18 protein-coding genes are annotated in these 25,479 nt (G+C 71.4%); 4 read left to right on the top strand and 14 right to left on the bottom strand.

The annotated features are described in order from the left end of the window. Positions 1 to 114: 114 nt before the first annotated feature. From ACLQ2N_RS29775 to ACLQ2N_RS29765, 3 genes are all read right to left on the bottom strand, one after another. Positions 115 to 801, bottom strand: coding sequence for a TetR/AcrR family transcriptional regulator (locus ACLQ2N_RS29775; RefSeq protein ID WP_425817808.1), 687 nt, complete (start codon positions 799 to 801; stop codon positions 115 to 117). Positions 802 to 884: 83 nt separating this feature from the next. Continuing rightward, positions 885 to 2,039, bottom strand: coding sequence for a saccharopine dehydrogenase NADP-binding domain-containing protein (locus ACLQ2N_RS29770; protein ID WP_425817806.1), 1,155 nt, complete (start codon positions 2,037 to 2,039; stop codon positions 885 to 887). Continuing rightward, the gene (locus ACLQ2N_RS29765; RefSeq protein ID WP_425817804.1) at positions 2,036 to 2,725 is read right to left on the bottom strand and encodes a TetR/AcrR family transcriptional regulator; all 690 of its coding nucleotides are present in this window, start codon (positions 2,723 to 2,725) and stop codon (positions 2,036 to 2,038) included. The genes ACLQ2N_RS29770 and ACLQ2N_RS29765 overlap by 4 nt, the downstream gene beginning before the upstream one ends. 735 nt (positions 2,726 to 3,460) lie before the next feature. Between ACLQ2N_RS29765 and ACLQ2N_RS29760 the strand changes: the two genes are divergently transcribed. The 4 genes from ACLQ2N_RS29760 to ACLQ2N_RS29745 all read left to right on the top strand — a co-directional run bounded on the left by ACLQ2N_RS29760 (position 3,461) and on the right by ACLQ2N_RS29745 (position 9,594). Continuing rightward, the gene (locus ACLQ2N_RS29760) at positions 3,461 to 4,831 is read left to right on the top strand and encodes a salicylate synthase (protein WP_425817802.1); all 1,371 of its coding nucleotides are present in this window, start codon (positions 3,461 to 3,463) and stop codon (positions 4,829 to 4,831) included. 94 nt (positions 4,832 to 4,925) lie between these two features. Next, entirely contained in the window at positions 4,926 to 6,815 is a 1,890-nt protein-coding gene (locus ACLQ2N_RS29755) for a BTAD domain-containing putative transcriptional regulator (RefSeq protein WP_425817800.1), read from the top strand. A 152-nt stretch (positions 6,816 to 6,967) separates the two neighbouring features. Beyond that, on the top strand, positions 6,968 to 8,236 hold the full coding sequence (locus ACLQ2N_RS29750; protein WP_425817798.1) for a cation:proton antiporter: 1,269 nt from the start codon (positions 6,968 to 6,970) through the stop codon (positions 8,234 to 8,236). Between the two features lie 68 nt (positions 8,237 to 8,304). Then, positions 8,305 to 9,594 carry an AMP-binding protein gene (locus ACLQ2N_RS29745; RefSeq protein WP_425817796.1) on the top strand — a complete coding sequence of 430 codons (1,290 nt, stop codon included), beginning with the start codon at positions 8,305 to 8,307 and terminating at the stop codon, positions 9,592 to 9,594. A 145-nt stretch (positions 9,595 to 9,739) separates the two neighbouring features. Here the strand turns inward: ACLQ2N_RS29745 and ACLQ2N_RS29740 are convergent, their stop codons facing one another. From ACLQ2N_RS29740 to ACLQ2N_RS29690, 11 genes are all read right to left on the bottom strand, one after another. Beyond that, positions 9,740 to 11,215, bottom strand: a complete 1,476-nt coding sequence (locus ACLQ2N_RS29740) for a benzaldehyde dehydrogenase (protein ID WP_425817794.1) — start codon at positions 11,213 to 11,215, stop codon at positions 9,740 to 9,742. Between the two features lie 45 nt (positions 11,216 to 11,260). Then, on the bottom strand, positions 11,261 to 12,997 hold the full coding sequence (locus tag ACLQ2N_RS29735) for a thiamine pyrophosphate-binding protein (RefSeq protein ID WP_425817792.1): 1,737 nt from the start codon (positions 12,995 to 12,997) through the stop codon (positions 11,261 to 11,263). After that, positions 12,994 to 14,358, bottom strand: a complete 1,365-nt coding sequence (gene dpgC, locus ACLQ2N_RS29730; RefSeq protein WP_425817790.1) for a (3,5-dihydroxyphenyl)acetyl-CoA 1,2-dioxygenase DpgC — start codon at positions 14,356 to 14,358, stop codon at positions 12,994 to 12,996. Before dpgC ends, ACLQ2N_RS29735 begins: the two co-directional genes overlap by 4 nt. Before the next feature lie 26 nt (positions 14,359 to 14,384). Further along, complete coding sequence (gene dpgB, locus ACLQ2N_RS29725; protein WP_425817788.1) at positions 14,385 to 15,092, bottom strand: enoyl-CoA-hydratase DpgB; 708 nt, start codon at positions 15,090 to 15,092, stop codon at positions 14,385 to 14,387. A gap of 55 nt (positions 15,093 to 15,147) precedes the next feature. After that, the gene (dpgA, locus tag ACLQ2N_RS29720; protein WP_425817786.1) at positions 15,148 to 16,233 is read right to left on the bottom strand and encodes a 3,5-dihydroxyphenylacetyl-CoA synthase DpgA; all 1,086 of its coding nucleotides are present in this window, start codon (positions 16,231 to 16,233) and stop codon (positions 15,148 to 15,150) included. Positions 16,234 to 16,361: 128 nt separating this feature from the next. Continuing rightward, complete coding sequence (locus ACLQ2N_RS29715; RefSeq protein WP_425817784.1) at positions 16,362 to 19,157, bottom strand: AAA family ATPase; 2,796 nt, start codon at positions 19,155 to 19,157, stop codon at positions 16,362 to 16,364. 212 nt (positions 19,158 to 19,369) lie between these two features. Next, positions 19,370 to 20,881, bottom strand: coding sequence for an MFS transporter (locus ACLQ2N_RS29710; protein ID WP_425817782.1), 1,512 nt, complete (start codon positions 20,879 to 20,881; stop codon positions 19,370 to 19,372). Between the two features lie 80 nt (positions 20,882 to 20,961). Continuing rightward, positions 20,962 to 21,621 (bottom strand): isochorismatase family protein, encoded by a 660-nt coding sequence (locus ACLQ2N_RS29705; protein ID WP_425817780.1) that lies wholly within the window; start codon positions 21,619 to 21,621, stop codon positions 20,962 to 20,964. Between the two features lie 28 nt (positions 21,622 to 21,649). Beyond that, positions 21,650 to 22,180 (bottom strand): flavin reductase family protein, encoded by a 531-nt coding sequence (locus ACLQ2N_RS29700; RefSeq protein ID WP_425817778.1) that lies wholly within the window; start codon positions 22,178 to 22,180, stop codon positions 21,650 to 21,652. Between the two features lie 155 nt (positions 22,181 to 22,335). Beyond that, entirely contained in the window at positions 22,336 to 24,021 is a 1,686-nt protein-coding gene (locus ACLQ2N_RS29695) for an NAD(P)/FAD-dependent oxidoreductase (protein ID WP_425817776.1), read from the bottom strand. Positions 24,022 to 24,058: 37 nt separating this feature from the next. After that, on the bottom strand, positions 24,059 to 25,336 hold the full coding sequence (locus ACLQ2N_RS29690; protein ID WP_425817774.1) for an NAD(P)/FAD-dependent oxidoreductase: 1,278 nt from the start codon (positions 25,334 to 25,336) through the stop codon (positions 24,059 to 24,061). Positions 25,337 to 25,479 lie beyond the last annotated feature (143 nt).

The following is a 25,479-nucleotide window of genomic DNA, read 5'->3' as shown; positions in this document are numbered from 1 at the left end:
GCGGCGCCTTGGTCGAAAGGGGGGCCCGGGGGGGGGCCGTGGTGGTGTGGGGGGGGGGGGCGGGGGGCCGGGGCCCCGGCCCGCCCCCCCGCGGCCGGTGCCACGGGCCCACCGTCATGTCGCCTTCCGCTTCGCGCCGGTCCGCGCGAGCAGGCCGTCGACGATGGCCACAAGGCCCTCGTGGTGGGTGTCGCGGGTGGTGATCGTGTCCCACTGGCTCGCGAGCGAGGCGAGCCGGGGAAACTCCTCCGGGGCCAGCGTGGCGATGGCCTTGTCGCGGTGCGGGGGCCGTTCCAGACCGGCATGGTGCCGTTCCCGGTTCACCCGGATGGTGAGCTCGCCGGCGGTGTAGTACCAGATGACCCGGTAGGCGTAGACGGCCTCGTCGGGAGTGAGCCCGCACTCGATCGCGGCGTCGATCATGTTCTCCACGATCCACAGCGCGGAGACGGCCATCAGGTCGTCGGAGGCGAGGACCTCCACGATCCACGGGCACTCGGCGAGAATGTCGTGCAGAGCCTGGCTCGCCGCGATCAGCCGGTCACGCGGGCCGGCGGGCAGCTCGGGGCGAGGGAAGTTCTGGGCGTGACGTTCGAGCAGCAGGAGCAGCAGCTCGTCCTTGTCGCGCACGTGATGGTAGAGCGCCATCGCCGTGCTCGACAGCTCCTGAGCCAGTCGGCGCATCGACAGGTTCTCCGGGCCCTCCCCGTCCAGGATGCCCTGGGCGGCCGTGAGAATGGCCTCCTGGGACAGTCTCGGGGGCCGGCCCGTTCTGCCGGTACGTCGGGTCTGAGGCGTCATCCTCATCTCTTCCTGTCGCTCGTGCCTGATGCGGAGTGGGTGCCGGCAGCGGGCCGTGGCGGCCGGGCACGTGTACCTGGTCCTCACGGCCCGCTGTCGGCCCGCGGCCTCACCCCGGGGCGCCGGTCGGTCGGTGACACCGATGCCATCATGCCCGGTTCGCGGCGCGGCATTTCCGTCGCCTGCGCCGTCGACCGGGGAAGGTGACGCACGATCCAGTCGGCGGTGGCCTCGGGCGGCAGCGTAGCCGCCATGACATGCACGCCGGACGCGACCCGGCCCCTCGTGACCTCGTGCGCCGTGATCGAGGCTATGACGCCGACCAGGCCCGTCACGTCCGTGGAGTGCAGCAGCGCGCTCCGGCGCACCGGGACGCCGTCGTGTGTCACTCCGTCGAGCGTGCCGTAGAGGACCTGGTACGCGGGGCTGCCGGCCGAGTCCCGCAGACTCTCCCGGGCCAGTTCCCGTGCGGCGGCCATGAGCGCCTTGCCGTCGCCCGTCGCCGGGTGCTGGACGGCGAACCGGTCGAGGAAGGCGGGCACGCCGGGTCCCTTGAGTACTTCGTGCCAGTGGGCCTCGCGCAGCCGCAGGAGGTATGCCTGCTCCCGCAGTTCCTCCGGGAGGACACGGCGGACGGCGGTGGCGTGGACCGGGACCGGGGTGGCGTCGCCGTCGAAGGGGGCCGGGCCGGGGTCGTGCTCGGCGGGGAAGTCGACCGCGTGCCGCCTGCCGAGCAGGCAGGAGACGGCGGTGTGCGACGGGATGGCGCCGAGACCGCCCCACCAGCCGCTGAAACGGGTGGCGGACTCGAGCCCGTCCGCCAGCCAGCGCGGCACCCAGCCGGCCAGCGTGCCCGAGAGCCCGGTGAAGAGAACGGCCGAGCAGGCCCCCGCCGGGGTGCGCGAACCGCCGTCGTCCGTCATGCCCACGTAATGGACACCGGCGGTGAGGACCGATGCGCGCACCTGGCCGCGGAGCGCGAACGCGGTTCCGGAGCAGTCGAGGACGGTGGCACAGCCGCGGGTGAAGTGGGTCAGGCTCTGGTCGTCGCGGGTGTCGACCACTGCGGCCTCCGCGCCGTCGCCCAGCTCCCGGGCGAAGCGCCAGGCCGTCTCGGCGGAGCGTCCGCCGACGCGCAGCCGGCAGCCGCCCTCGGCTGCGAGGATGCGGGCAGCGACGGCGCCCACGCGCCCGTACCCGCCGAGGATGCCGATCATGGGTCTGGGGTCGATGTTCATGCATGCTCTCCCGGGTGGGCCGGACGTCCTCCGAGCAGCCCCTCGACGATGTCCTCCAGGGCCTCGCGGTGGGTGTCCCGCGAGGTGAGCGCGGACCAGCGGCCGGCGAGCGAGGTCACGCGGGGGAAGTCGGCGGGCGACAGGGTGGCGAAAACCTGTTCACGCTGTGTGGGGCGGGTCAGTTCGGCGTGGTGCTGACGGCTGGTCGTCCGGATCAGGAGGACGCCGACCGTGAAATGCCAGATGGCCTGGTGGGCCTGGGCCGCCTCCACGGGGGTGAGCCCGCATTCGACGGCTGCGTCGAGCAGCGTCTCCATGACCCACAGCGCGGACACGGCCAGCAGGTCGGGGGAGGCGAGGATCTCGTTGAGGAACGGGTACTCCTCAAGGACATCGTGGAGCAGTTGGGCGGCCGTCAGCAGCCGCTCGCGCGGGTCTTCGGGCAGGGCCGGCCGGGGACGCTCCTGGGAGCGGGAGGCGACGAGCAGCAGGAGCAATTCGTGCCGGTCACGCACATGGTGGTAGAGGGCCATGGGTGTGATGGAGAGCTCTCGGGCGAGCCGGCGCATGGACAGCTGCTGAGGCCCCTCGGTGTCCAGGATGCGCAGCCCGGCCGCGACGATCGTCTCCTGCGAGAGGGGCGCGGACCGACGCGAGTCGGCCCGGCGCCGGTTACGGGGCTTCATGCCTGGTTCTCCCATCCGAGTGCTGAGCTGTCCGGGCTGCGGCGCGCCGGATCACCATGCTGTGCCGGGCTCTTCGGGGCGGGGGTGACATCGACAGGAGCCCGGGCTACAGTTATTGTACGCGTACGTCTTACGAGTATAAAAACTCTGTGAGGGGGTCCGGTGCCGGAGCTGGACGGAGGTCCGGGGCGGGGGTGGGCGCCTTCATGAGGCGGCCTCGCCGCGCACCGCCGTGCGACGTGGTGTCCGGTGAGGTCCGGGCGGCCCGGCAATCCCCCGTGCAAAAGCGCCGGGCCGCCCCAAGGGGGCTGCGGGGAAAGGCTGAAGCGATCGCGCCTTGTATTCCGATAGGGCTGCGTTCAAATCCGGTCAGGTCATGGTCAAGCCATGGCGCCGAGTGAAATTTTTTGTTGATTCGAATCGAAGTCGTTAGGTAGAGTCGACCCCGTTCGGCCGCTCCTGCGCATTCAGGGGGTTGTCGGGGGAAGGGCCCGGAGTATCCGTTTATTCGGGAGTGACCGGCGTTCTCTTCAAGGGAGCGGTGCAGGTCTTGGCGTGCCTGAAATGCCTTCGGCTGTGCGGGTGCGGCGAGCCGGCGTTTTTTCACGTCACCCTGCGATGGCTTTCTTGTAACGTATCGTCAATATTTCCCTGATTATCTCCCGTGAGGATCGGTCGAGTGTTTTCCGCCCTCGTAGTGGTCAATTTCGGTCGTCACCTGCAGGAGGAAGATCCGTGGTTTTCTCGTATCGATCGACAAGCGTGCGAACGGAACTTGATCCACTTGTCGCGGCGACAGGTCTTGTCGCCGCCGGCCTGTTTTCCACCTATGTCGTCTATGAAGGTCCGGACACGTGGTCCGTCGCGGGCGGAATCGTGGCCGAAGTCGTCGTGCGACAGGACACCGTCCGATGTACGAAGGACGGTCGAACCCTCGAACATCCCTGGCGGGGCGACCCGTTGGGCCGGGTACGCGAGTTCCTGGACGGCCTTGAGCTGACCGACTGGCGGGCCTACGGCTGGAGTGCCTTCGAGCTCGCGTACGCCGTCGCCGGCCGCCCCGTCGACGAGGGCGTCCTGCTCCACCTCGTCGTCCCGCGCACCGAGATACGCCTGCTCGCCGGGCAGGCCCTCGTCCGCAGCGTGGATCCGCAGGAGGCGGCCCTCGTCGAAAAGACACTGGCCGGCCTGGAAGAGGGCCCTGAGTCCGCCGGGTACCTGCCGGTCGGCGTGGACATCGAGGTGGGCGCGGAGGCGTATCGTTCCTCCGTCGCCACGGTCGTGGACCGCATACGCTCGGGCGAGCTGCAGAAGGCCGTCGTCTCCCGGGTCGTCCCCGTCACCTCCGAGATCGACTTTCCGGCGAGCTACCTCGTCGGACGCCGCGCCAACACCCCGGCCCGGTCCTATCTGCTGCACATGGGCGAACTCCAGGCCCTGGGATTCAGCCCGGAGACCGTCGTGGAGGTCGGCACCGACCGCAGCGTCTCCAGCCAGCCGCTGGCAGGCACCCGGGCCCTGACCGGCGACGCCGCCGAGGACCGGAGACTGCGCGAGCATCTCCTGGCGGACCCCAAGGAATTGCATGAACACGCGATCTCGGTGAAGGTCGCCGTCGATGAACTCGCCGAGCCCTGCCGCCCGGAGACCGTCGTCGTGCAGGAATACATGGTGATCAAGGAGCGGGGCTCCGTGCAGCATCTCGCTTCCCGCGTGGTGGGACGGATGTCCGAGGACGCGAGCGCCTGGGACGCCTTCGCCGCCGTCTTCCCCGCCGTCACCGCCTCGGGCGTGCCCAAGGCCGCCGCGTACGACGTCATTTCGGACTGCGAACCGCGGGAGCGCGGCCTCTACGCGGGCACCGTGATGACGGTCGCGCAGGACGGCTCCATGGACGCCGCACTCGCCCTGCGCAGCGTTTTCCGGCGGAACGGCGAGACGTGGCTGCAGGCCGGTGCCGGGGTGGTCGAACACTCCGTACCCGAGCGTGAACTCGAGGAGACCCGGGAGAAACTGAGGTGCGTGGCAGACCGCCTGGTGGCCGTGGCGCCCGAGAGCGCGACAGCATCGGCCGAAGTCGTGGCCGGGAAGCACTCGTACGTCTGAAATCACTGGAGCGAGCGGTCCGGCGGCCGCAGCCATGACCTCAGGAGGCGACAGGGCAATGCCGATGACGGGGGTGCCCTTGGAAGTACAGTTGTTGGGGCCTGTACGTGCCTGGCGGCACGGCAGCGAGGTCGTGCTCGGGCCGCCCAAGCAGAGAGCCGTGTTCGCGCTGCTGGCCGGCCGGGCGAACGACGTCGTGAGCGTGGACCACATCATTGACGCGGTCTGGGGTGGTGACATCCCGCAGACCGCCGCCAATGGTGTCCACACCTACGTGGCCGGGCTCCGCCGGGTCCTCGAACCGGAGCGCAGCAGGCGGGAGAGCGGCGCACTGCTGGTCTCGACGGCAGGCGGTTACGCGCTGCAGACGGATCCCGAGACGGTCGACGCCACGCTCTTCGCCCGTCGCCACGCCCAGGCGCGCCGTGCCCGGGCCGAGGGACGTCTTCAGGAAGCCCTGGACGTGGCGGAGTCCGCGCTGTCCTTGTGGCACGGGGAGGCGCACTCGGGCGTTCCCGGGCCGTTCGCGGCGATGGAGCGCACCCGGCTCCAGGACCTCCGGCTCACGGCCGTCGAGGAGTGGGCCGCCGACATGCTGGAGGCGGACCGCCCCGTCGAGGCGGTGACCGTACTGCTGGGGGCCGTGGCCGAGGAGCCGCTGCGCGAGAAGCTGCGCTGGCTGCTGATGGCGGCGCTCTACCGGTGCGGACGTCAGGCGCACGCCCTGGAGGTCTACGCCGAGACCCGTCGGCTGCTCCGGCGCGAGCTGGGCATCGACCCCAGCGCGGAGCTCCGGACGCTGCACCAGCAGATCCTCACCGGCAGTCCGGCTGCCTCGGCCGGAGTCTTCCGTCCGAACGCCGTCCAGCCGGCGGGCACCGGGGCACCCGAACCGGAGCCCCCGGCCCCCCGGCTGGTGCTCTCCGAGACTCCCAAGCCGGCCCAGCTGCCGCCCGTGGCCAGGGGGTTCCTCGGGCGCTCCAGGGAGCTCGAACGCCTCGCGCGACTGCTCACCGAGACGGAACCGAGGGGCGCCTCCACGCCCATCGTCGTCGTCGACGGGCCCGTCGGCGTAGGCAAGAGCGCGTTCGCCCTCGAACTGGCCCACCGGCTGTCCGACCACTTTCCGGACGGACAGCTCTACGTCGACCTGCGCGGTACGAGCGTGGAGGGCTGCTCGCTGAGCGCCTCCGAGGCCCTGCTCCAGGTGCTGCGCAGCCTGGGGGTCGACGACAGCCGCATCCCCGCGGACCTGGCGAGCCGCGCGACGCTGTACCGGAGCCTGCTGCACGGCAAGCGCGTCCTCGTGATGCTTGACGACGTGCTCAGTGCCGAGCAGTTGCGGCCGTTGATCCCCGGGGGCTCCTCCTGTGTGCTCAGCACGGGCCGGCAGCGCCTGGGCGGCCTCGCCGTCCGGGACGGCGCGCATCTCCTGCGGCTGGACCCGCTCGCCACCCAGGACGCGCTCAGGTTGCTCCGCTGTCTCAGCGGCGACCGTCTCCAGCACCAGGAGGCCGTCGCCAGGCGTCTCGTGGGGCTGTCCGGCGGGCGGCCCCTGGCGCTGCGCATGATGGCCGAGACACTGGCCGCCAATCCGGACGTGTCCTTGGCCGCGCTGGTGCGGCACATCGTCGAGGAACACGGCCGGCTGGACCGGCTGACGGCGGGCGACGACGCCTCGACCAGCCTGCACACCCTGTTCGAGACGTCCTACCGGGCGTTGCCGGATGAAGCGGCGAGGATGTTCCGGCTCCTCGGTCTCTTCAGCGGCGGGCTGATCACCGTGTCGGCGGCCGCCGGACTGGCCGGCACGACCGAGCAGGAGGCCGCGGGAGTACTGAGACTCCTCGCCCGCCGTCACCTGCTTCGCGAGGCCGGTGGGGGTCTGTACCGGATCCACGAGCTGATGAGGCTCTACGCGGCAGAGTGCGCCGAGCGCGAGCCGCTGACCCACCGGAGTGCCGTCGTGGCACGTCTGCCGTAGCCGAGCGCCGCGGTCGCCCGGGCCCCGTGCATGCCGGTCCGTCCTGTGCCCCATGGCCCCCGGGTCATGGGGCACAGGCGTGCCCGCGCAGCGCCGCCTCCCATCAGAGACCGTTCAGAGCATCTGTAGGCGGCTGAAGGAGAGTGGTCGCCATGAGCAGTAATCAGGTGGCACTCCTCCTCTTCGACCTCGCCTTCATCCTCGTCCTCGCCCATGGACTCGGGTATCTCGCCACCAGGGTCGGACAGCCCCCCGTCGTGGGCGAGATCCTCGCCGGTGTGCTCCTCGGGCCGACACTCCTCAACGGGGCGGTGTCCGACACCTTGTTCCCCCCGACGATCCGGCCGTTGCTGAGCGCGATGGCCGATGTCGGCGTCACCCTGTTCATGTTCGGCGTGGGCCTGGAGATCGAGCGCCAGGCCCTGCGCGGCCGCGGACGCATGGCCGCGGCCGTGAGTCTTGGATCGATGGCGGTGCCCTTCGTCCTCGGGACCGGTCTCGGCTTCTTCCTGCTGCGCAGCCATGAGACCGGCCAGAAGGCCGAGTTCATCGTCTTCATCGGCCTGGCCGTGTCCGTGACCGCCTTCCCCGTGCTGGCCAGGGTCCTGTCCGACCGGGGCATCGCCGGCACAGCCCTCGGCGGTATCGCCCTCGCGACGGCGGCCCTCGTGGACGTCGTCGCCTGGACCGCCCTGGCAGGGGTGCAGGCGGCGACAGGCAACGCGGGCGCCCACTGGCGCGTGGCCCTCATGATCCCGTTCGTCCTGGTGCTCGTCCTGGTCGTACGCCCTCTGCTGCGCCGCCGACTCGCTCGCGGGGAAGGGCACGGGACCACGTCGGGGTGGTGGTACGCGCAGGTCCTGATCGGAGCGCTGCTGTGTGGCGCGGCGACCGAGGCCATGGGGTTGCACTACATCTTCGGTGCCTTCCTCTTCGGCGTCCTCATGCCGGGCGAGGGGGCCGAACGGCTGCGCGGTGACCTCATGCAGCACACCCGTACCGTGACCTCCGTACTGCTTCCCGTCTACTTCGTCGTCGCCGGTCTCAAGGTGGACCTCCGGCACTTCGGCTGGGCGGAGATCGCCGAACTCGTCGCCGTCCTGCTGGTCGCCGTGGGCGGCAAGTTCGGTGGCACCTATCTGGGCGCCCGGAGTGCGGGGCTGCCCGCCAGACCCGCCACGGCGCTGGCCGCACTCATGAACACCCGCGGCCTCACCGAGCTCGTCATCCTCGGTGTCGGGCTGCAGGCCGGGCTGCTCGACGAAGGGCTGTACTCCCTCATGGTCGTCATGGCGCTGGTCACCACGGCCATGACGGGCCCGCTGCTGTCCCGGACGTACGCCAAACCCGTGATCGTCCCGGCGGCCACCGCCAAGGTGTCCGGCCGTGAGTCCGACCGCTCCTCCTCCGCCAGGCGCTGAGGCCCGGCCGGCGGCATCACGCACCCCACGCAGCAGGAGCAGGGCAATGACCAGAAGGAGAACCAGACATGCTCTCGGCCGAACTCCGGGACGCCGTCCGCCCCGGTACCGCCGGCAAGGACCCCTCGGCCCAGCCGGACCGGACGCTCGACGGCCTCTTCGGCCGCGCCGCCCGGCGCCACCCGAAGGCCGTCGTGGTGCGCGAGGGACCGAGCACCCTCCTGTACGGCCAGGCCGACACCCTCTCGACGCAGCTCGCCACGGCGCTACTGAGGGCCGACGTCCAGCTGGGTGACCCCGTCGTGGTCCACTGCTCCGATCACCGGCAGGCGCTCGTGGCCCAGCTGGCGGTGATGAAGGCCGGCGGAGTGTGCGTGCCGGTGCCCCGCGATCTGCCCGCCGGCCGGACCCGCCGGCTCGCCGTCGTCAGCGGCGCCGAGACGGTGCTGTGCAGCCGGGCGACCCGGGAGGCGTGGGACCACGCCGGCTGTCGGCGCAGGCTCCTCCTGGACGATCCCGGACTGTGGAAGCGCCTCGGAGCACGCTCCGCCGACCGGGCGCTGCCGATCTCCGCACCCGCCGAGCCCGCCTACCTGCTGACGGCGGGGGAGGCCGGCGACTGGGGTTCGGGCCACCTCGTGGACCACCGGGCCTGGCATCTGGCCATGGCCGCCCGGTCCGAGCAGATCGGACCCGCCGGGCGGGCGGTCGCCGTCACCGAACAGCCCGTCGGACCCGCCACCCTGTCCGCGATGTGGTGGGCCTTCGGATCCGGCAGCACGCTGATCGCGCGGCCTGGCGGACCCGTCACGGGCCCGGACGGCACGGTCGTCGTGTACGAGTCGGCCCAATACCCGCGCGTGCTCGACGCCCTGGCCCGGGAGCCCCGCCCGACGTGGCCCAGGACGGTCGTCCTGGTCGGAGCCCCCTGCACCCCCGACACCGTGGCCCGGCACAGCGAGCTCCTGCCCGAGACCGTCCTGCGTGCCGAGTTCGCGCCCGGCGGGAGCGTGCTCCCCTGGGCGGTGAGCACGTACCGGGCCGGCCAGGGCACGCCGTCCGGCGGAAGTCCCGTGGTCGGAGCGGCCCCCGGCGTACGGCTCAGCGTGCGGGACGCCCTGGGGGAGAACCTCCTGGCCGGCCAGGCCGGAGAGGTGTGCGCGCGAGGGCGCACCCTGCCGTTCGACGTCATCGGCGCCCCTGCCGCCGCAGGGCAGGGAGGCGCTCTCCTGCGCTCAGGCTTCGCCGGCCGGCGCACCGCGGACGGCGTCGTTGAACTCACGGGTCGCGCATGGCCCACGCCCTCCACCGAGCGTCTCGTCGGCCATCAGGAACGGGCCGGTGCCAAGCCGGCATGACGGAGAGGCCGCATCCCTCGGGCTGCGGCCTCTCCGTCATGCCGCTCGGAGGCCGGACCTTCGCCTCCGCCGACGGCACCGGCGTGCGCGCGGCCCCGGCCGGGGCGTGCTTCGAAAGTCCCGCCTGCCCGGCGGGCGGACGGCGCTATTCTCGAAACGCGCCCAAGGCCGCCGGCCCGTCCTTCCGGGTCGTGAGCCACTGCCACTGGGTGTACGAGTCCCAGGCGAACTGCGCTCCGTGCCGGGCCCCGTTGCCCGAGGCACCGAAGCCTCCGAAGGGCACCACCGCCTGATGGTTGACCGTCTGGTCGTTCACGTGGATCATGCCCGTCCGCAGCCGGTCGGCCAGCCGGAGCCCACGCTCGACCGAGCCCGTCCGGACCGCGGCGACGAGACCGTACTCCGTGTCGTTGGCGACGGCCACCGCCTCGTCGTCGTCCCGGACGACCACGACCGGGGCCACCGGGCCGAAGATCTCCCGCGTGAACGCAGGCATCCTGCTGGTGACGCCGGTGAGGACGGTCGGCGGGTAGAACGGCCCCTCCGGCGCTCCGCCGCACCGCAGTTCGGCGCCGGCGGCGACGCTGTCGCGCACGATCCCGTGGACACGTTCCAGCTGCCGGGCGTCGATGACCGGACCCAGGTCGACCGGGTCGGTCCACGGATCACCGACGGTGAGCCGGCGGGCCTCCTCGACCAGTCGCCGCACGTACGCCTCGGCGACCGCCGCGTGCACGATGTGGCGCCCTGCGGCCATACAGATCTGTCCCTGGTGGAAGAAGGACGCGAAGGCCCCTACCGCCGCGGCCGCCTCGACACCGGCGTCGTCCAGGACGATCAGCGCGTTGTTGCCGCCGAGTTCGAGTGAGACCCGCTTGAGCGTCCGGCCCGCCGCTGCTCCCACCTCCCGGCCGACCGCGGTGGAGCCCGTGAAGGACACCATCGTCACGATCGGATCGGCCGTCAGCGCCGCGCCGGCCACCGCGTCGCCCGGCAGCACGTGCAGCACATCCTTCGGGAGCCCCGCCTCCTCGAACAGGCGGGCCACGACCAGGCCACCCGATACCGGCGTACGGATGTCCGGCTTGAGGATCACGGCGTTGCCCAGCGCGAGCGCGGGGGCCACCGAACGCAGCGCGAGCAGCAGCGGCACGTTCCACGGGCTGATCACCCCGACCACGCCCAGCGGCACCCGGCGGGCCAGACTCGACCGGCCTGGAGCGGAGGGCAGGACCTGCCCGTGCGGTTGTGTGGCCAGGGCCGCGGCCTGGAGGAGCTCCTCCACCGTGTCCGCGATCTCCGTCTCCGCCTTGGCCCGTACGGCACCGCCCTCACGGACCAGCCACCGGGCGACCTCGGCCCGGTGCTCCTCCAGGAGGTCCGCCGCCCGCCGCAGCACCGCTGCGCGGCCTGCCGCGGGGCGGGCACCCCATGCCCGCTGGGCCCGGGCCGCGGCGCTCGCGGCCCGGGTGACGTCCGAAGCGGCGGCGACACCGACCTGGGCAAGCGTCTTCCCGGTTGCAGGCTCGACCACGTCGGCGACGGCGCCGCCGGACGCGGTCCGCCAGCCGTCACTGAACACCGTCCCGGTGAGCCGGTCCACGTCGACCAGGCCAGTCATGGTTTTCTCCTGACTTTGTGATGGTCCGAGCACGCGGCGGGCCGGTCAGGCACCGTCGGCGCAGCTCGTGATGGGGACATCGATGAGGACCGGCCCGGTCCCCGCGGCCGCCCGCGCCACTGCCTCGGCCAGGTGGTCCGTCGAGCGGGCCCGCACCGCGCTGATGCCGAAGAATCCGGCGACGCGGGTGAAGTCGAGCTCCGGCGGCGTGAGGTCGAGGCCGTCCGGCACACCGGGTGTTCCGTCGGTGAGCCCCAGGAAGTCCCGGGCGGGCGTCAGATCGAGCCGAGGGGGCGTGAGTTCCAGGCCCCCGGAGCGACGGCGGGCGGCCCGGCTGCGTTCCCGCCGGGCGGCCGTCTCCTTGAGGGTGCGGTACTCGCCGTTGTTCATCACCACGAAGGTGGCGGGGACGCGGTAGTGGGCGGCGCTCCACAGCCCCTGGAGTCCGAACAGGGTGCAGCCGTCGCCGAGCACGGCCACGACCGGCCGGGTGGGGTCTCCCATCCGGGAGCCGATGGCCGCGCCGATACCGGACCCGAGACCACCGCCGACGGTGTGCACGTACGAACGCGGGCGTTCCAGCGGCAGGACGCCGCGCAGCAGCAGTCCGCTGGTGATCGCCTCCTCCACCACCACGGCGTCGTCGGGGAGCCCCGAGACGATCGCGTGTACGGCGGCCAGGGGGTCCATCGGGGCGTCGCCGTACGCCGCGAGCGCCCGCTTCGTCAGCCGCCCACGGGTGGCCTCGTGCAGGCGGCCGGTCTCCCTGAGCCGCCGAGGGGCCTCGGGCACCTTCCCGGCGAGCTGCGCGGCCAGCGCGCTCAGGGTGGCCCGCACCCCGCCGACGAGACCGAGGGCCACGGGGAAGGTCCGGCCCGGCTCGCCCGGATCGTCGTCCAGCTGGATGACGGAGGTACCGGTGGGGATCGGCGAGCCCGGCTCGTAGTGGTGTGCCATGAACGCCCGGGTGCCGGCGACCAGGACCACGTCATGGCCTTCGAGAGCCGAGCGGATCGCCGAGTAGCGGGCGTCGAGCATGCCTGCGTAGAGCGGATGCACGGTGGGGAAGTTCACCCCGTCGTGCATCGGCTGGTGGTAGACCGTGGCTCCGACGGCCTCGGCGACCGCCACCAGCTCGGCGACGGCACGGTCTCGCCCCACCCCGTCCCCGGCGACGACCGCCGGCCGAGCGGCCCCGGCGAGCCGCTCGGCGGCCTCCGGCCAGTCGAGGGCCGGGCCGAGCCCGCCGAGCCGCGACTTCGGCGCGGGCCGGTCGACCGGCCCCTCCTCCTCCAGCAGATCCATCGGGACCGACAGGAAGACCGGGCCCGCAGGCGGCTGGACGGCCAGCGCGAAGGCCCGGCGCAGCATGCGGGGCAGATCGTGGGCGTGCTGGACGTCGAAGGTGTGCTTCACCGCTGCCCGGGCGATGCCCACGAGGTCTCCGGAGAGCATGGGGTCGTGAGCCAGGTGGCGTCGGTCCTGCTGACCCGCGGTCACCACCATCGGCGTGCGCGACCGACTGGCGTTGAGGAGCCCGACCATGCCGTTGGCGAGCCCGGCCGCGATGTGCAGGCTGACGAAGGCCGGGCGGCCGGTGGCGCGCGCGTACCCGTCGGCCATCGCGACCACGGACGCCTCCTGGACCCCCAGGACGTATTGGAGGTCGGGGGCCGCGGTGACCGCCTCCACGAAGGGCAGTTCCGTCGTGCCCGGGTTGCCGAAGACGCGGGTGACGCCCTCGTCGCGCAGCACCTCCAGCATCGCGTCGACGGGCCTCACGAAACGCTGCCGTTCCGTCGGTCCGAGGACGCACCGGCGCTGAACCGGTCCACTTTGTCGATGACGTCGGGGCTGTACAACCGCAGCGCCTGTTCGAGCGCGAACTCGGCGGCGTACGCGCGTAGCCGGTCCATCGGCTCCTCGGAGAGGTTGATCATGTGCCGGTTCGGTACGACGGCCGGACTCGCGAGCCGGTCGACCGCCGCGTCCACGCTCGCGTCCATCAGCTTGGGGTCGACCACCTCGTCGCAGACCACGCCCGCCTCGGGCTCGCGAGCCCAGAGCTTCCGGCCGGACAGGATGACCTGCCGCGACAGCCGTCCGCCGGCGAGCGCGGTCAGCCGGAGGTTGGCCATGCCCGGCACGATGCCCTCCTGCGCCGCCGGAAGACTCAGGTACGAGTCGGCCGCCGCGACGACGTGGTCGACCGCGAACAGCATCTGCATGCCGCCGCCGATCGCGAAGGTGTCCACGGCGGCCACCCACGGCTTCTCGACCAGGGGCCGGGGCCAGGCGTCGTCGACCTGGACGCCGCGGATCAGCTTGTGGAGGTAGCCGAGTTCGCGGCGGAGCAGGAAGTCCACGAGGGATATCCGGCCCTGGTGCAGGTCGACCAGATTGATTCCGGCGCAGAAGACCCGGCGGCCCTGGTAGCGCGGGTGGGTCATCTTCCCGCCGCGCAGAACCCCCACCTTGACGCGGTCGTCGAGCAGGGCGAGGTCGACGGCGGTCTCCAGGTCGTCGACGAGCTGGTTGTCCTCGGCGTTGAGGAACCGGCCGTTGCACAGGGTGATGTGGGCCGCTCGGTCGATCAGTTCCAGCCGGACAGTGCCCAGTTGGAGGCTGCCCGTCCGGCTGAACTCCCCGAGCAACGAACGGGCGCGCTGGGTGGGCCGCAGCATGGCCCGCATCAGGTGCGGGCCGGCCTGCGGCGACCGCAGCACCCAGTGGAAGAAGATGCCCTGGTCGATCTCCCGCCCGTCCTTGTCGGACTGACCGCACTCGCGTTCCGCCGCCAGCTGGGCCTCGGTCGGGGTGAGCCCCGGGAATGCCTCGGCTGCGGCGAACACCAGCTCGGACAGCGAGCGCTGCTCACGCAGGCCCCCCGTCAGCGCGTGGTAGACGCGCTCGACGTGCAGTTCCAGGAACGCGCTGCGCAGACGACGCTGGTCGGCGAGCACCTCGGCCGCGAGCTGCTGCTGGCCGGCGTCCCGGTCGGGCTTGGCCGGGAGCTCCCCGAGCAGCTTCTCCGCTTCGGCCGTGTACGCCCGCAGGGCCTCGGCGTCGGTCAGCAGCGAGCCGCTGAGGACCGGTGCCGGGACGGACCACCGATCCGCACCGGCGAGAGGACGTGCCGTCATGCTCTCGACTCCTTCCGTGTCGGTCATCAGGCGTTGCCGTCCGCGCCGAGGAACTCACCGCGGCTGCGGCGCAACGTGCGGTCGCACGCCGCGAGATGCTTGCCCAGCGCCTCCTCGAACGCCGTCACCCCGGCCTCGATGATGAGCTGGCGCCGGATGGCCAGCTCGGACGGGTCCAGCCGGGTGAAGCGCTCCGCCAGCCTTGCGGCGACCGCGGCCGGATCCTTGGTCACCTGGTCGATCAGGCCCATCGCCAGCGCCCGCTGCTCGGACAGCTCGGCGCCGAACAGCATGATCCTGCGGGCGTGCACACCACCGAGCTGGTTGGTGAGCCGGTGCACGGCCATGCCCGACCACACGCCGTCGTTGTTCACCGGAACGGCGATCCGCGTCCCGGGTGCGCCGACCCGGTGGTCGGCGGTGAGGAGCACGTCGAGCGCGGGGCCGCTGCACACGCCTTCGATCGCCACGATCTTCGCGAACCGGCCCTGTTCGAGCCGGCGCAGGGCCTTCTCCCAGCGGCTCACCAGGTCGATGCCGACGCTGCCCGGCCAGTTCTCCGCCGGACCGGTGCCGTGCAGCCGGATCACGGCACTCGTCCTGCCCTGCGCGTCCTCGAGGCGGTCGCAGAGGGCGTTGACGTCCGCCACCAGCAGGGGGCAGAGCGGACGTGTGCTGTCGATCTCCAGGAGGGTGTCGGAGGAGGGAGCCTGGGCGAGGTTCGATGGAGGCATGTCTGAGTCCTGATCGTCTGGTCCGACAAGGGGAGTTGGGTGCGGGCTTCGCCGTTCAGTACCGGACGAGTGCCGATTCGAGGGTCGAGCCGGGGCCCATGGTCATGAGGACGCCGTAGTCGCCGGGGCGCGTGGCGCCTTCCCGCAGCAGCTGCTCGTACGAGAACAGGAAGGAGCCGCTCGACAGGTTGCCGTAGTCACGCAGCACGTCGGTGGTGTGCCGCACGTCGTGCCGGGTGAGACCGAGGTTGACCGACACCGAGTCGATGACCTTCTTGCCGCCGGAGTGAACGAGCCAGTGCGCGATCTCGCTGCGCCGCAGGCCGGTGCCCCGGAGGAGGTTCGTGATGACGCCCTCGGCGTGCGCGCCCACGACGTAGGGCACGTCACGGTCGAGGTAGAAGCTGAACTTGCCCTGTTCGTCGTCCCAGTCGTAGCGCATCGCGTCGACCGCGTCGGGGACGATGCGGCTGGCGTACTTCAACACCTGGGGGCCGGGCCTCTCGGTGTCGCGCGAGACCGCTATCGCCGCGGAACCGTCGCCGAAGAGGCTGTTGACGACGGAGGTGCGCATGGTGCCGTCGAAGACGTACGCGGCCGAGCACACCTCTATGCACACCATCAGGGCGATCTTCCCCGGGTTGGCCGAGGCCCAGCCGGTGGTCGCGTTCAGGGCGTTGAGACCCGCGTTGCACCCCATGCCGACGATGTCGAGCCGGCCGCAGTCGGTGGGGATGCCCAGCTCGCGAATGAGGTGGGCGCTGAAGCCGGGGGTCAGTAGCCCTGTCGAGGTCACGCAGACCAGATAGCCGATGTCGCTGACCGCGGCGCCGATCCGCTTGAGGCAGGACTGCAGAGCGCGGGCGCCCATCTCGGTGCCCCGGGCCTTGTGCTTGGCGAGCAGTTCGCCCTGGGTCTCCATGGTGGGCCGGCCGTCGTCGCCGTAGGGGGGAACGTTCAGGAAGCGCCGGTCGATCGCGCTGTTGAGAAATACCGAACGAATCCGCTCGTCCTGGATCCCGTACAGGTCCAGGAGATCCTTCTGGGAATAGGAGGAATCCGGGGTCGAGGTGCCGACGCCCAAAATCGTCGGCCCGCTTCGCGTGGCGGCCCAGGAGGCCGTGTCTTCACTGAGAATCATTCTGATGCCCCTCGCTGATGTCGGTGGTAAATGCCCTCGATGCTCTGCGAAAGAGTCACGGAACGAGCCTAGTCGAGGAATTCATCGAGGGAATACCCCTTCCGCTGTGAAGGGAGTCACCGGGCCCCCTAGGGGGAATAGGGGGAAGAATGGGAAAGGACCTCGGTGAGTAAGGGGTCCATTCCCTCTGATTCGTTTTCCCCGGCGTCGAGGAGCACGGGAAGGTCTGTGCGGTTCTTCACGCGGAGCTTTCGGTAGACCTGGGTCAGATGCTGCTCGACCGTGCTGACGGTTACGCACAGCCGCTGTGCTATCTGCCGGTTGCTGTGGCCCTGCGCGGCCAGCCCCCCGACCCGGCGCTCGGCCGCGCTGAGCTCCGCCGCGAGATCGCCGCGCAGACGTGGTCCGCCGGACCCGGCCCGGGACGACGACGTGCCCGCGAGTCCGGGCTGTACTGACCGGGCGAGGCGCTCCGCGTGACACTCCTGCGCTGCCCGCCACGCCCGGCGCAGGGCCGGCCTGGCCCTCCGGGAGTCGCCGTTGGCGGCGAACGCGGCGCCGAGATCGGCGAGGGCGTGGGCGAGCTCCAGCCGGTCGCCGGCCGCTTGCAGAGCCTCCACCGAGTCGTTGAGCAGCGAGGGCCGTTCGTGCGGTTCCAGGGTCGCGGCCAGTTGCCGCAGCGCTCGCCCCAGGGTGCGCGCGTCGTCCACCGGGAGGCCGTCGAGCTGTTCCTCCAGGAGCACGCGCGCCTCGTCCCGGCGGTCCAGGCGCACGAGGGCCTGGGCGGCGTCGACCCGCCACGGCAGCTGCCGGGGGCCGTCGTCCCACCATTCCGTCACGAGCCGGCCGCAGGTCCGGAAGTCGCTGAGGGCCGCGTAGGGCCTGCCGACCGCCAGGTGGTACTGCCCGCGCGCCCGCAGGTACCGCAGCCCGAAGGGCGTCTCCAGGAGCGCGCCCGGCGTCGGCAGGTTGAGATAGCCGGCCGCGTCCTCGTAACGCCCGGTCTCCACGGCGGTGGTGAGCAGACAGGCCAGCGGCGCACCGGCCAGGACTCCCCAGCTGCTCCGTGACGTCTCGTCCAGGGCCGCGGACGCGAACCGGCCGGCGGCCGGCAGGTCGCCCCGGAGCAGCGCGGCGTCGGCGCGTGCCGCGGTGAACAGGCGTCGCCAGCGCGGGCCCTCCTGCCCGGCGGCGTCCGCGAGCATCGGCAGGCACCACGGCGCCACGGTCGACAGCCGCTCGGGCCTGGCCAGCGCCAGCAGGCCCAGCGCGATCCGGGTGAGCGGCTCGTCGGTGTGCAGGCCCTGTCCGAGAGGGTCGCTCGACACCGCCACGTCTCCCCGTACGGCGGCGAGAGCGGTGGCGACCAGCGAGGCGGGTCCGTCGGCGTGTGGTTCCAGGCGCGGGGGCGGTACGGCGCCGGGGCCGGACCGTCGGCGCTGGGCCGGGTAGCAGAGCTCCAGGCAGGCGCGCACGGCATCGAGCTCCGCCGCCTGCGGTCCGCTCGCGGTGGCGGCGAGCCGGTCGAGTGCGGCGGCCGCCTCGTCCACGCGGCCGTGCCACAGCAGGTACTCGACGACCGCCACCGGCTGACGCCCGCTCAGCAGGCCCCGCCTGGAAGCGTCCGTGAGCGCTCCGAGGTGACGTACGGCGCCCGCGGGGTCGACGCGCCACTCGGTCTCGGCGAGCACCGCGCGGCTCACGGCGCGCTGCTGCTCGTCGTCGGCGAGAGAATGGGCCAGTTCGAGGCAGTCGAGGGCGAAGTCGATCTGGCCGCTGGCGGTCGCGCTGGCGGCGGACTCCTTGAGCACCGCCGCCGCCCACGGCTCCTCGGCCTCCCCGGCGGCGACCAGCTGCTGGGCGATCGACGTGGAGCGGCCCCCGTCGGCGTGCAGCAGCGCGGCCGCGCGCCGGTGCCAGACGATGCGCGCGGGCGCCCCGAAGTCCCTCAGGACGGCCTCCTGGGCGGCGTGGTGCCGGTAGCGGCCGTGGTGCAGCAGGCCCGACTCGTCGAGCAGGTCGACGAGGGCGCGGGTCTCGATCGCGCCCACCCCGCTGAGCCTGGCGACGAGCTCCGGGCGGGTCGTCTCGCCGACCACGGCGACGGCTCTCGCCACGTCGAGCGCCTCCGGTTCGAGCCGGTGGAGACAGCTCACGACCCGTTCGGCGAACCGGTCCCCGACCACCGGGCCGGTGGGCGGCTCCTTGCCCGCGGAGCGGGTGGACGCCTCCCAGTCCTCGGCCAGCGCCCGGACGAGGAGCGGGTTGCCGCCGGAGAGGGCAAACGCCGCCGGGGCGAGACTGTGGGCCACATGCGCGTCGAGGTCGTGGGCGAGGAGCGCCGCGACGCCGTCGTGGGTGAGGGGGGCGAGCCGGATCTGCGTGCAGTACGGATGGCGCGACAGCTCGGTGCGGAAGTCCGGGTGCCGGATGCCGGAGCGGTCCTGATCGCTCAGCAGCAGCGTGATGCGCGACCGCCGCAGCCGCCGGGCGAGGAAGAGCAGACACTGCAAGGAGTCGGTGTCCGCGTGGCAGACATCGTCGACCTCGATGAGCAGGGGTTCCCCGGCGCTCATGTCGAGAAAGATCCGGGACATTCCCTCCAGCACCTGGGGACCGACCTCGCTCCCCTCGGGGGCTCCGCCGCGCATGACGGCCTCGGCCCGGCGCGCGAACGCCGGGTCGGCGCCGTGCAGGAGCTGGCTGAGCAGACCGAAGGACAGGTGTCGCTCCACCGGTGAGGCGGCGGCGGCGAGGATGCGCACCCGGTCGCCCGCCACCTGCTCGGCGAAGGTGTGCAGCAGTTCCGTCTTGCCGACCGCTACCGGGCCGCGGAGCACGACGACGCTGCCGGTTCCGTGCAGACACTCCTCCAGCAGTCCTGTGAGCTCGGCGAGTTGGCGCTCCCGCTCGACCAACACCATCCGTGTGCACCTCCTGGGCCGTGACGGCTTCAGTCTGCGCGGGCTCGTCTGAAGGAGTGCTGGACGTTCTCTCCCCGTGGCCGGAGCGGACCGCGGCAGGTCACACATACGAAGGACCGGCCGCGCGGGAGGTCCCGTTCACGGCCGGTCGGATGGTCGGGGGTCGGATGGGGCGGGTGCCGCGGCGTCAGGCGGTGACTGCGGCAGGTACCTCAGCCCCGCTCCGCCGAAGCCGCCTCCTCCCGCCGTGCGTCGCGCGGGGCGTCGCCGCCCGCGCCCTGGCGGGGCGCCGGTCCCGGCACGGGGCCGGGATTCCGGCGGGGGAGCAGGAACACGGCGACGAGCACGGCGAAGATCAGCAGACCGCTGTTGCACGCGAACACCATGCCGTATCCGTCGGCGAGCCGCTGGTCGGCGGAGTCCGAAGCGGCCGCGTTCGCCGTCGCGGTGGCCGCCACCGTGCCCATGGCGGCCAGGCCGATGCTGCCGCCGAGCTGCCGTGCGCTGTTGAGCAGGCCCGACGCCATGCCGGCCTCGTGCGGGGCGACTCCCGCGGTCGCCGCGTTGGCGATGGGGACGAGGAGTGGCCCGATGCCGAAGCTGGTCACCAGTGACGGGCCCAGGACGTCGACCAGGAAGCTGCCGGTCGGCCGGATCTGGCTGAACCAGGCCATGCCGGCGGCGCCGATGATGCCGCCGACGATGAGCAGCTGCCGCGCCGAGTACCGGGCGAGCAGCTTCACCGCGTACAGCGACCCCACGACGAGGCCCAGGCAGAACGGCAGGAACGAGAGCCCGGCGCTGAGCGCGCCCATCCCGAGCACCTGCTGGAGGTAGAGGGAGACGAAGTAGAAGGAGGTGAAGATCGTGATGGAGACCATCATCATGTAGAGGTTCGAGCCGGACACGGACCGGTTGGTGAGCACCCGCAGCCGCAGCAGTGGCTCCTTGGCGTACGTGCCCTCGTAGACGAAGAACCCGGCGAGCAGGACCGCCGCGACAGCCAGACTGCCGACCGTCGCCGCCGAGCCCCAGGACTCGCTCTCGGTCCGCACCAGCGCGAAGACGAGCAGGGACGTACCCAGGGTGGCCAGGACGGCACCGACGACGTCGAGCCGGCGTGCCGTGTCGCCCGCGGCGGCCCTCGCCACGTGACGGCGGGCGAGCCAGACACCGATGACCGCCATGGGGACGTTCACGAGCATGACCCAGCGCCAGTTGATGTACTCCGTGAGCAGACCGCCCACGACCACGCCGACGGCGGCACCACCGGCCGTGACGGCGCTGTACACGCCGAGGGCCTTCCCCCGCTGGGGGCCGGCCGGGAAACTCGTCGTCAGGACCGCGAGCGCGGCCGGGGCGATCAGAGCGGCGCCCACCCCCTGCACCGCGCGCGCGGCGATCAGCTGTCCCGGGGCCTGCGCGAGGCCGCCCAGGAGCGAGGTGATGCCGAAGAGCGCGAGTCCGATCAGGAGCAGCGGCCTGCGGCCGAAGCGGTCGGCTGCCCGTCCTCCCAGCAGCAGTAGTCCGCCGAAGGTGAGCGTGTAGGCGTTGACCACCCAGGACAGTCCCGACTCGTCGAAGCCGAGTGCCGTGCGCATCGACGGCAGGGCGACGTTCACCACCGAGACGTCGAGCGAAACCATGAGTTGGGCGACGGAGATGGTCCACAGGACGCCGCCGGGGCTGACGGCCCGTTCCTCTCGTGCAGAGTTTTTGTACATGTAAAAATAGTAGCCTCGGGGGTAGACGTTGTCGAGCGAGAACTGCGCGTCCACCGCCTGTACGGGAGCCTTCCGGCAGGTCACTCCGGTACCGGGCGCGCGGCACCGAGCAGCTGCGCCGTGAACGCCGCCGCGGGCTTCACGACCGCGCAGCAGCCCGCCGCCCAGGAGAGCGCCGCTCGATGCTCGTCGGCGCTGAGGTCCGCGACCGCGTCGGCCGCCAGGAAGACCTCCAGGTTGTGGCTGAAGGCGTCGAGCGCCGTGGCGACGCAGTTCAGGTGCGCGTACAGGCCGCAGATCACGATCTGGTCCCGGCCCAGTGACCTCAGGTGCCGCTCGAGGCCCGAGCCGAAGAAGGCGCTGTACCGCCACGCGGTCAGCACGGCGCCGCTCGCATCCGGCGCGAGCTCGTGCGGGATGGCCGCGTCCTCCAGCGCGTCGTCGGGGCCCTTCCCCCAGAAGTCGGTGAGCAGACCGCGCTCGCCCGGGGCCTGGGTGCCCGGCTGCACCATGTGAACGACCGGTACGCGCAGGCTGCGGCATGTCTCCAGAAGGTCCGAACAGGCGGCGAGCAGGGGATCGAGGGGTGAGGTGCCGGGTGCGTACGGCCGGAGGAAGAACCCCTGCATGTTCAGGACGACCAGGGCAGAGCGCCGGGCGTCCAGGCTCCAGGAGACCCTGTTCTCGACGAGCGGGTCCCGGCCGGGCATCGCATACGGATCGATTACGGAGACGTCCATGGTCCGCCGTTCCTCTCCGCCGCGGCCGTCAGGAGATGAAGTCGTACGACAGGAAGCCGTTCTCCGCGTCCTCCGCCCAGGACCCGTAGCGGCGCATGCCGTAGAGCAGGGGAATCGGCCGGCGCAGCGACGTGACGAGGGTGACGTGGGCCATGACCACCGCGTGGTCGCCGACGGTCTGTTCGGCGGTGACCACGCAGTCGGCGATCGTGTGCGCCGCCTCGATCAGATGCGGGCCGCCCTCGTTCTGGGCCGGAACCCACGGCACCTGGCCGAACCGGTCCGGGGCCCCCGAACCGAACAGCTCGGAGGTGGAGCGTGCGCGCTCGTGGAGCAGGTTCACCGAGAGCTCCCCGCTGTCCAGGACCGCGCGGAGGGTGGGGCTGCCGGCCCGCAGGCAGACGAGCAGCGTGGGCGGGTCGAGGGCGACGCTGCACAGCGAGGTGCAGGTCATCCCCCACGGGGTGCCGTCGGGGGCCAGCGCGGTGACGACCGAGACGCCCGTGGGGAATCCGGCCATCAGTCGGCGCAGGTCGGCTGGGTGCGGCTGGTGTGACATGGTCCTCACTCGCCTCGGTGTCGGAGGTGCGAACAGGGAAGGGCCGGACGGCCACGCGGGCCCAGAAGGCTCGGCCACGAGGCCGTCCGGTGTGTGGGGGAGGGAAAGACCGGGCCGGGGAGCCCGCCGCGGAGGACCGGGCCGGTGAACCGGGATCAGTAGCCCGCGGAACCGGTCCCGGCCTCGGCCTCCTTGGCGAGCGCCATGCCGCGTGCGGCGTTGAGCATGCGCTTGCCGATCTCCGGCGGCGCCTGGGTGCGCGACCACTCCTCGGCCGCCTCCATCCGCTCCCGCGTCATGTTGAAGCAGCGGTTCTCGGGCAGTCCGAACCTGTCGGCGTGCGCGATGAAGTCCACGTCCTTGCGGATGTACTCGTGGATGCGCGCGGCCGCCACATCCGGTTCGAGCGTGCCGCCCTCGACGGCCTCGCACAGTTCACGGGTCAGCGTGCCCAGCCGGACGAAGGTCTCGCTGATGGGCAGCGGGGAACCCGGGTTCGCGGACCGCTCGGCCTCCAGGAAGACATCGGGGTCGCCGGTCTCGCTGAACCGGTAGTAGGCGTCCTCGACCATCATGTTGCCGCTCATCGTGCCGAGCATCCAGGTGCGGTTGACCGCGTTCCACAGCTCGTAGTGGCCGAAGCCGACGAACGAGCTGTAGACCAGGTCGTCGTGGAAGTCGAACAGCCCCTGCTGCAGCGCCTCCACGTGTGCGAACCGCTCCTTGGACCAGTCCCCGTCCCGGGAGGCCGCGATGAGCCGCCAGCCGAGTGCGTTGACGAGCTCCAGGGTGTTGGCCAGACCGCGGGAGTACAGGGCGTCGATGAACCCGGCCGCGTGGGACGTCAGGCAGTAGCGGTCGCCGACGACGGTCTTTGCGGAGTACTGGAGCCGGCCGGTGGAGACCCAGGGGCGGACCGCCTTCGCCCCCTCGAACTGCCAGGCGATCTCGGGGAACCGCGCGAGAAAGTCCTGGAACTCCTGCTCCGGCGGGATGTCGCCCTTCGGGTACTTCCGCGGGTCCAGGGTCAGGCCGACGCTGCACAGCGGGTTGCGGGCCTTGTCGTGGTTGTCGAAGGGGATCACCCAGAGCCAACCCCCGTCGAAGACGTGGTGCAGCGTGCCGTGGTGCCACGGGCTCGGCTGGTCGTGCGGCCGCGCCGTGGGCGAGTCGTCGAACGGCCTCACACCGATCATGTGCGTGAAGAGGCAGCGTGAGTGGGTCCGGGCGCGGGTCGGCGTCTCGCGCAGGTCGAACTTCTCCGCGAGCGGCGAGCGGAACCCGCTGCCGTCCACCACGTAGGAGGCCCGGAACTCCTCACCGTGCTCCGTGCGCAGGACCGCGCCCTCGTCCGGGTCGATGTCGATCTCGGTGACCCGGGTCGAGAGCCGCGCCTCCGCACCGTAGGTGAGCGCCACGTGGAACAGATGCGCGTCGACGTCCTGCCGGAACAGGTGGGTCTCCGTGCGCAGGTCCATGGGGACCACGAGCTGGTTGATCTCCTGCGGATTCTGCGGCTTGCCCTCGCGGTGATAGACGAAACCGAAGTTCTGCTTCTGGCCGCAGTTGGGGGATATCTCCTCGATGGTCCCCTTGTAGTTCGACAACGCCTTCAGCTCGGGCACGTCGTAACGCTTGGCGATGAGCCTCGCCATGCCCGAGGTGTACGGGATGGTCGACTCGCCGACCGCGAAGCGCGGGTGGGTGCCGGCGTCCAGGATGAGGGTCTTCACCCCGTTGCGGGCGAGCACCGCGCCCAGCATGCCCCCGGCCATGCCGCTGCCGAGGATCACCACGTCGTACCGGTCCGTCGCCGCGGAGGCGGAGTTCTTGTCCTGCACCAGTTCTTCCTTCCCTTGGGCGTTCGTTCCGGTCGGCTCAGTTCTGGACGGTGGCGGAGGGCCCGGTCTGCGGGATCAGGTCGTCGATGGAGATGTCCAGCGCGAGGTGCTTGCCGCGCATACCGGCGAGGAGGGTGACGAAGTCCTGCGCCGGCGCGTTCTTCTCCTCCGGGTCGATGACCGACTGGGCCAGCTTGTGGTAGTCGTCCTTCTTCAGCGACCGGTCGTAGAAGCGCTCCACGAAGGAACGGACCTCGTTGAAGAAGCTCAGGTAGGCGGTGGCGTAGCGCTTGAAGGCCACCTCCTCGATCTCCGGGTGGAGCAGGACCTTGTCGATGACCCGGGACAGGATGCTGCCCGCTGTCGTCGCCAGCGCGACGCCCGTCGAGATCAGCGGGTCGACGAAGGCGGCCGCGTCACCGACCGCGGCCCAGCCCTTCCCGTAGATGGTCTGGTTCGTGTACGACCAGTCGCGGGCACTGCGGAAGCCGGCCGACTGACGGGCGTCCCGCAGCATGTGCTTGAGCTTCGAGGTCTTCTCGACCTCGTCGCGGAACAACTGCTCCAGGTTCTGGTCGGACTCGCCGGCGATCGTGCTCGGCGTCACGAAACCGACGCTGACCGTCCCCTTGTCGAGCGGAATTCCCCAGAACCAGCCGTTCTCGATGCCCTCGATGAGGATGTTCGTGTACTGATCGCCGGGCAGCCGCTCGCAGTTGTCGAAGTACGTCCACACGGCGACGTTGCGGAGGTTGTCGTGCCAGTGGATCTCCGAGTACTTGCGGGTGAGGACGCGGGCCTGGCCCGACGCGTCCACCACCATCCGGGACCTGACCTCGTACGGCTCCTTGGACCCGCGCACGGTGAAGCGGACACCCGTGACCCGGCCGTCCTCCTCGACGGGCTCCTTCACCGTCGCGTCCTCGACGACGTAGGCCCCCAACTCCCGTGCCCGGTCGAGGATCACCGCGTCCAGGTCGGCGCGCCGGGTGTGGTAGGCGAAGGGGTAGTCGCCGCCGTCGACGAAGGAGAAGTCCCAGGCGGCCTCCTCGCTGCCCCAGACGAAAGTGCCGCCGTACTTGCGCTCGAAGCCACGCTGCTCAAGACGCTCCGTCAGCCCCATTTCTTCCATGGGGGCCATGACGACCGGAATAAGGGATTCGCCGACGTGATAACGCGGAAAACGCTCCCGGTCGAGAATCAGCACCTGGTGTCCGCGTTTCGCCAGAAGGCCGGCGGTGGTAGCACCGGCCGGCCCGCCACCGATGACGACGACATCGAATTCAGAGGGTATGCCAGTGAGAGTGGAGGGCATGCTCGACCTTCCTGATCCGGAACGTGCCACATCCCGCCGAGCGGGCATCCGCAGCACTGCGTTGGCTGGACCCAGTCAGGTTCGACGAGGCGTGCTGAATGCCTTCTGTACAGCATCTGGACAAGTCCTTCTGGAATTCGGAA

Origin of the sequence: Streptomyces sp. DT224, from assembly GCF_049844595.1 — a bacterium.
Taxonomy (GTDB): domain Bacteria; phylum Actinomycetota; class Actinomycetes; order Streptomycetales; family Streptomycetaceae; genus Streptomyces.
This window is presented reverse-complemented; position numbering and strand designations above follow the sequence as displayed.

Coding starts and splice junctions, on each gene's coding strand:
- ACLQ2N_RS29775 (WP_425817808.1), bottom strand. CDS start 801: ATGACGCCTCAGACCCGACGTACCGGCAGAACGGGCCGGCCCCCGAGA.
- ACLQ2N_RS29770 (WP_425817806.1), bottom strand. CDS start 2,039: ATGAACATCGACCCCAGACCCATGATCGGCATCCTCGGCGGGTACGGG.
- ACLQ2N_RS29765 (WP_425817804.1), bottom strand. CDS start 2,725: ATGAAGCCCCGTAACCGGCGCCGGGCCGACTCGCGTCGGTCCGCGCCC.
- ACLQ2N_RS29750 (WP_425817798.1), top strand. CDS start 6,968: ATGAGCAGTAATCAGGTGGCACTCCTCCTCTTCGACCTCGCCTTCATC.
- ACLQ2N_RS29745 (WP_425817796.1), top strand. CDS start 8,305: ATGCTCTCGGCCGAACTCCGGGACGCCGTCCGCCCCGGTACCGCCGGC.
- ACLQ2N_RS29740 (WP_425817794.1), bottom strand. CDS start 11,215: ATGACTGGCCTGGTCGACGTGGACCGGCTCACCGGGACGGTGTTCAGT.
- dpgC (WP_425817790.1), bottom strand. CDS start 14,358: ATGACGGCACGTCCTCTCGCCGGTGCGGATCGGTGGTCCGTCCCGGCA.
- dpgB (WP_425817788.1), bottom strand. CDS start 15,092: ATGCCTCCATCGAACCTCGCCCAGGCTCCCTCCTCCGACACCCTCCTG.
- dpgA (WP_425817786.1), bottom strand. CDS start 16,233: ATGATTCTCAGTGAAGACACGGCCTCCTGGGCCGCCACGCGAAGCGGG.
- ACLQ2N_RS29715 (WP_425817784.1), bottom strand. CDS start 19,157: ATGGTGTTGGTCGAGCGGGAGCGCCAACTCGCCGAGCTCACAGGACTG.
- ACLQ2N_RS29710 (WP_425817782.1), bottom strand. CDS start 20,881: ATGTACAAAAACTCTGCACGAGAGGAACGGGCCGTCAGCCCCGGCGGC.
- ACLQ2N_RS29705 (WP_425817780.1), bottom strand. CDS start 21,621: ATGGACGTCTCCGTAATCGATCCGTATGCGATGCCCGGCCGGGACCCG.
- ACLQ2N_RS29700 (WP_425817778.1), bottom strand. CDS start 22,180: ATGTCACACCAGCCGCACCCAGCCGACCTGCGCCGACTGATGGCCGGA.
- ACLQ2N_RS29690 (WP_425817774.1), bottom strand. CDS start 25,336: ATGCCCTCCACTCTCACTGGCATACCCTCTGAATTCGATGTCGTCGTC.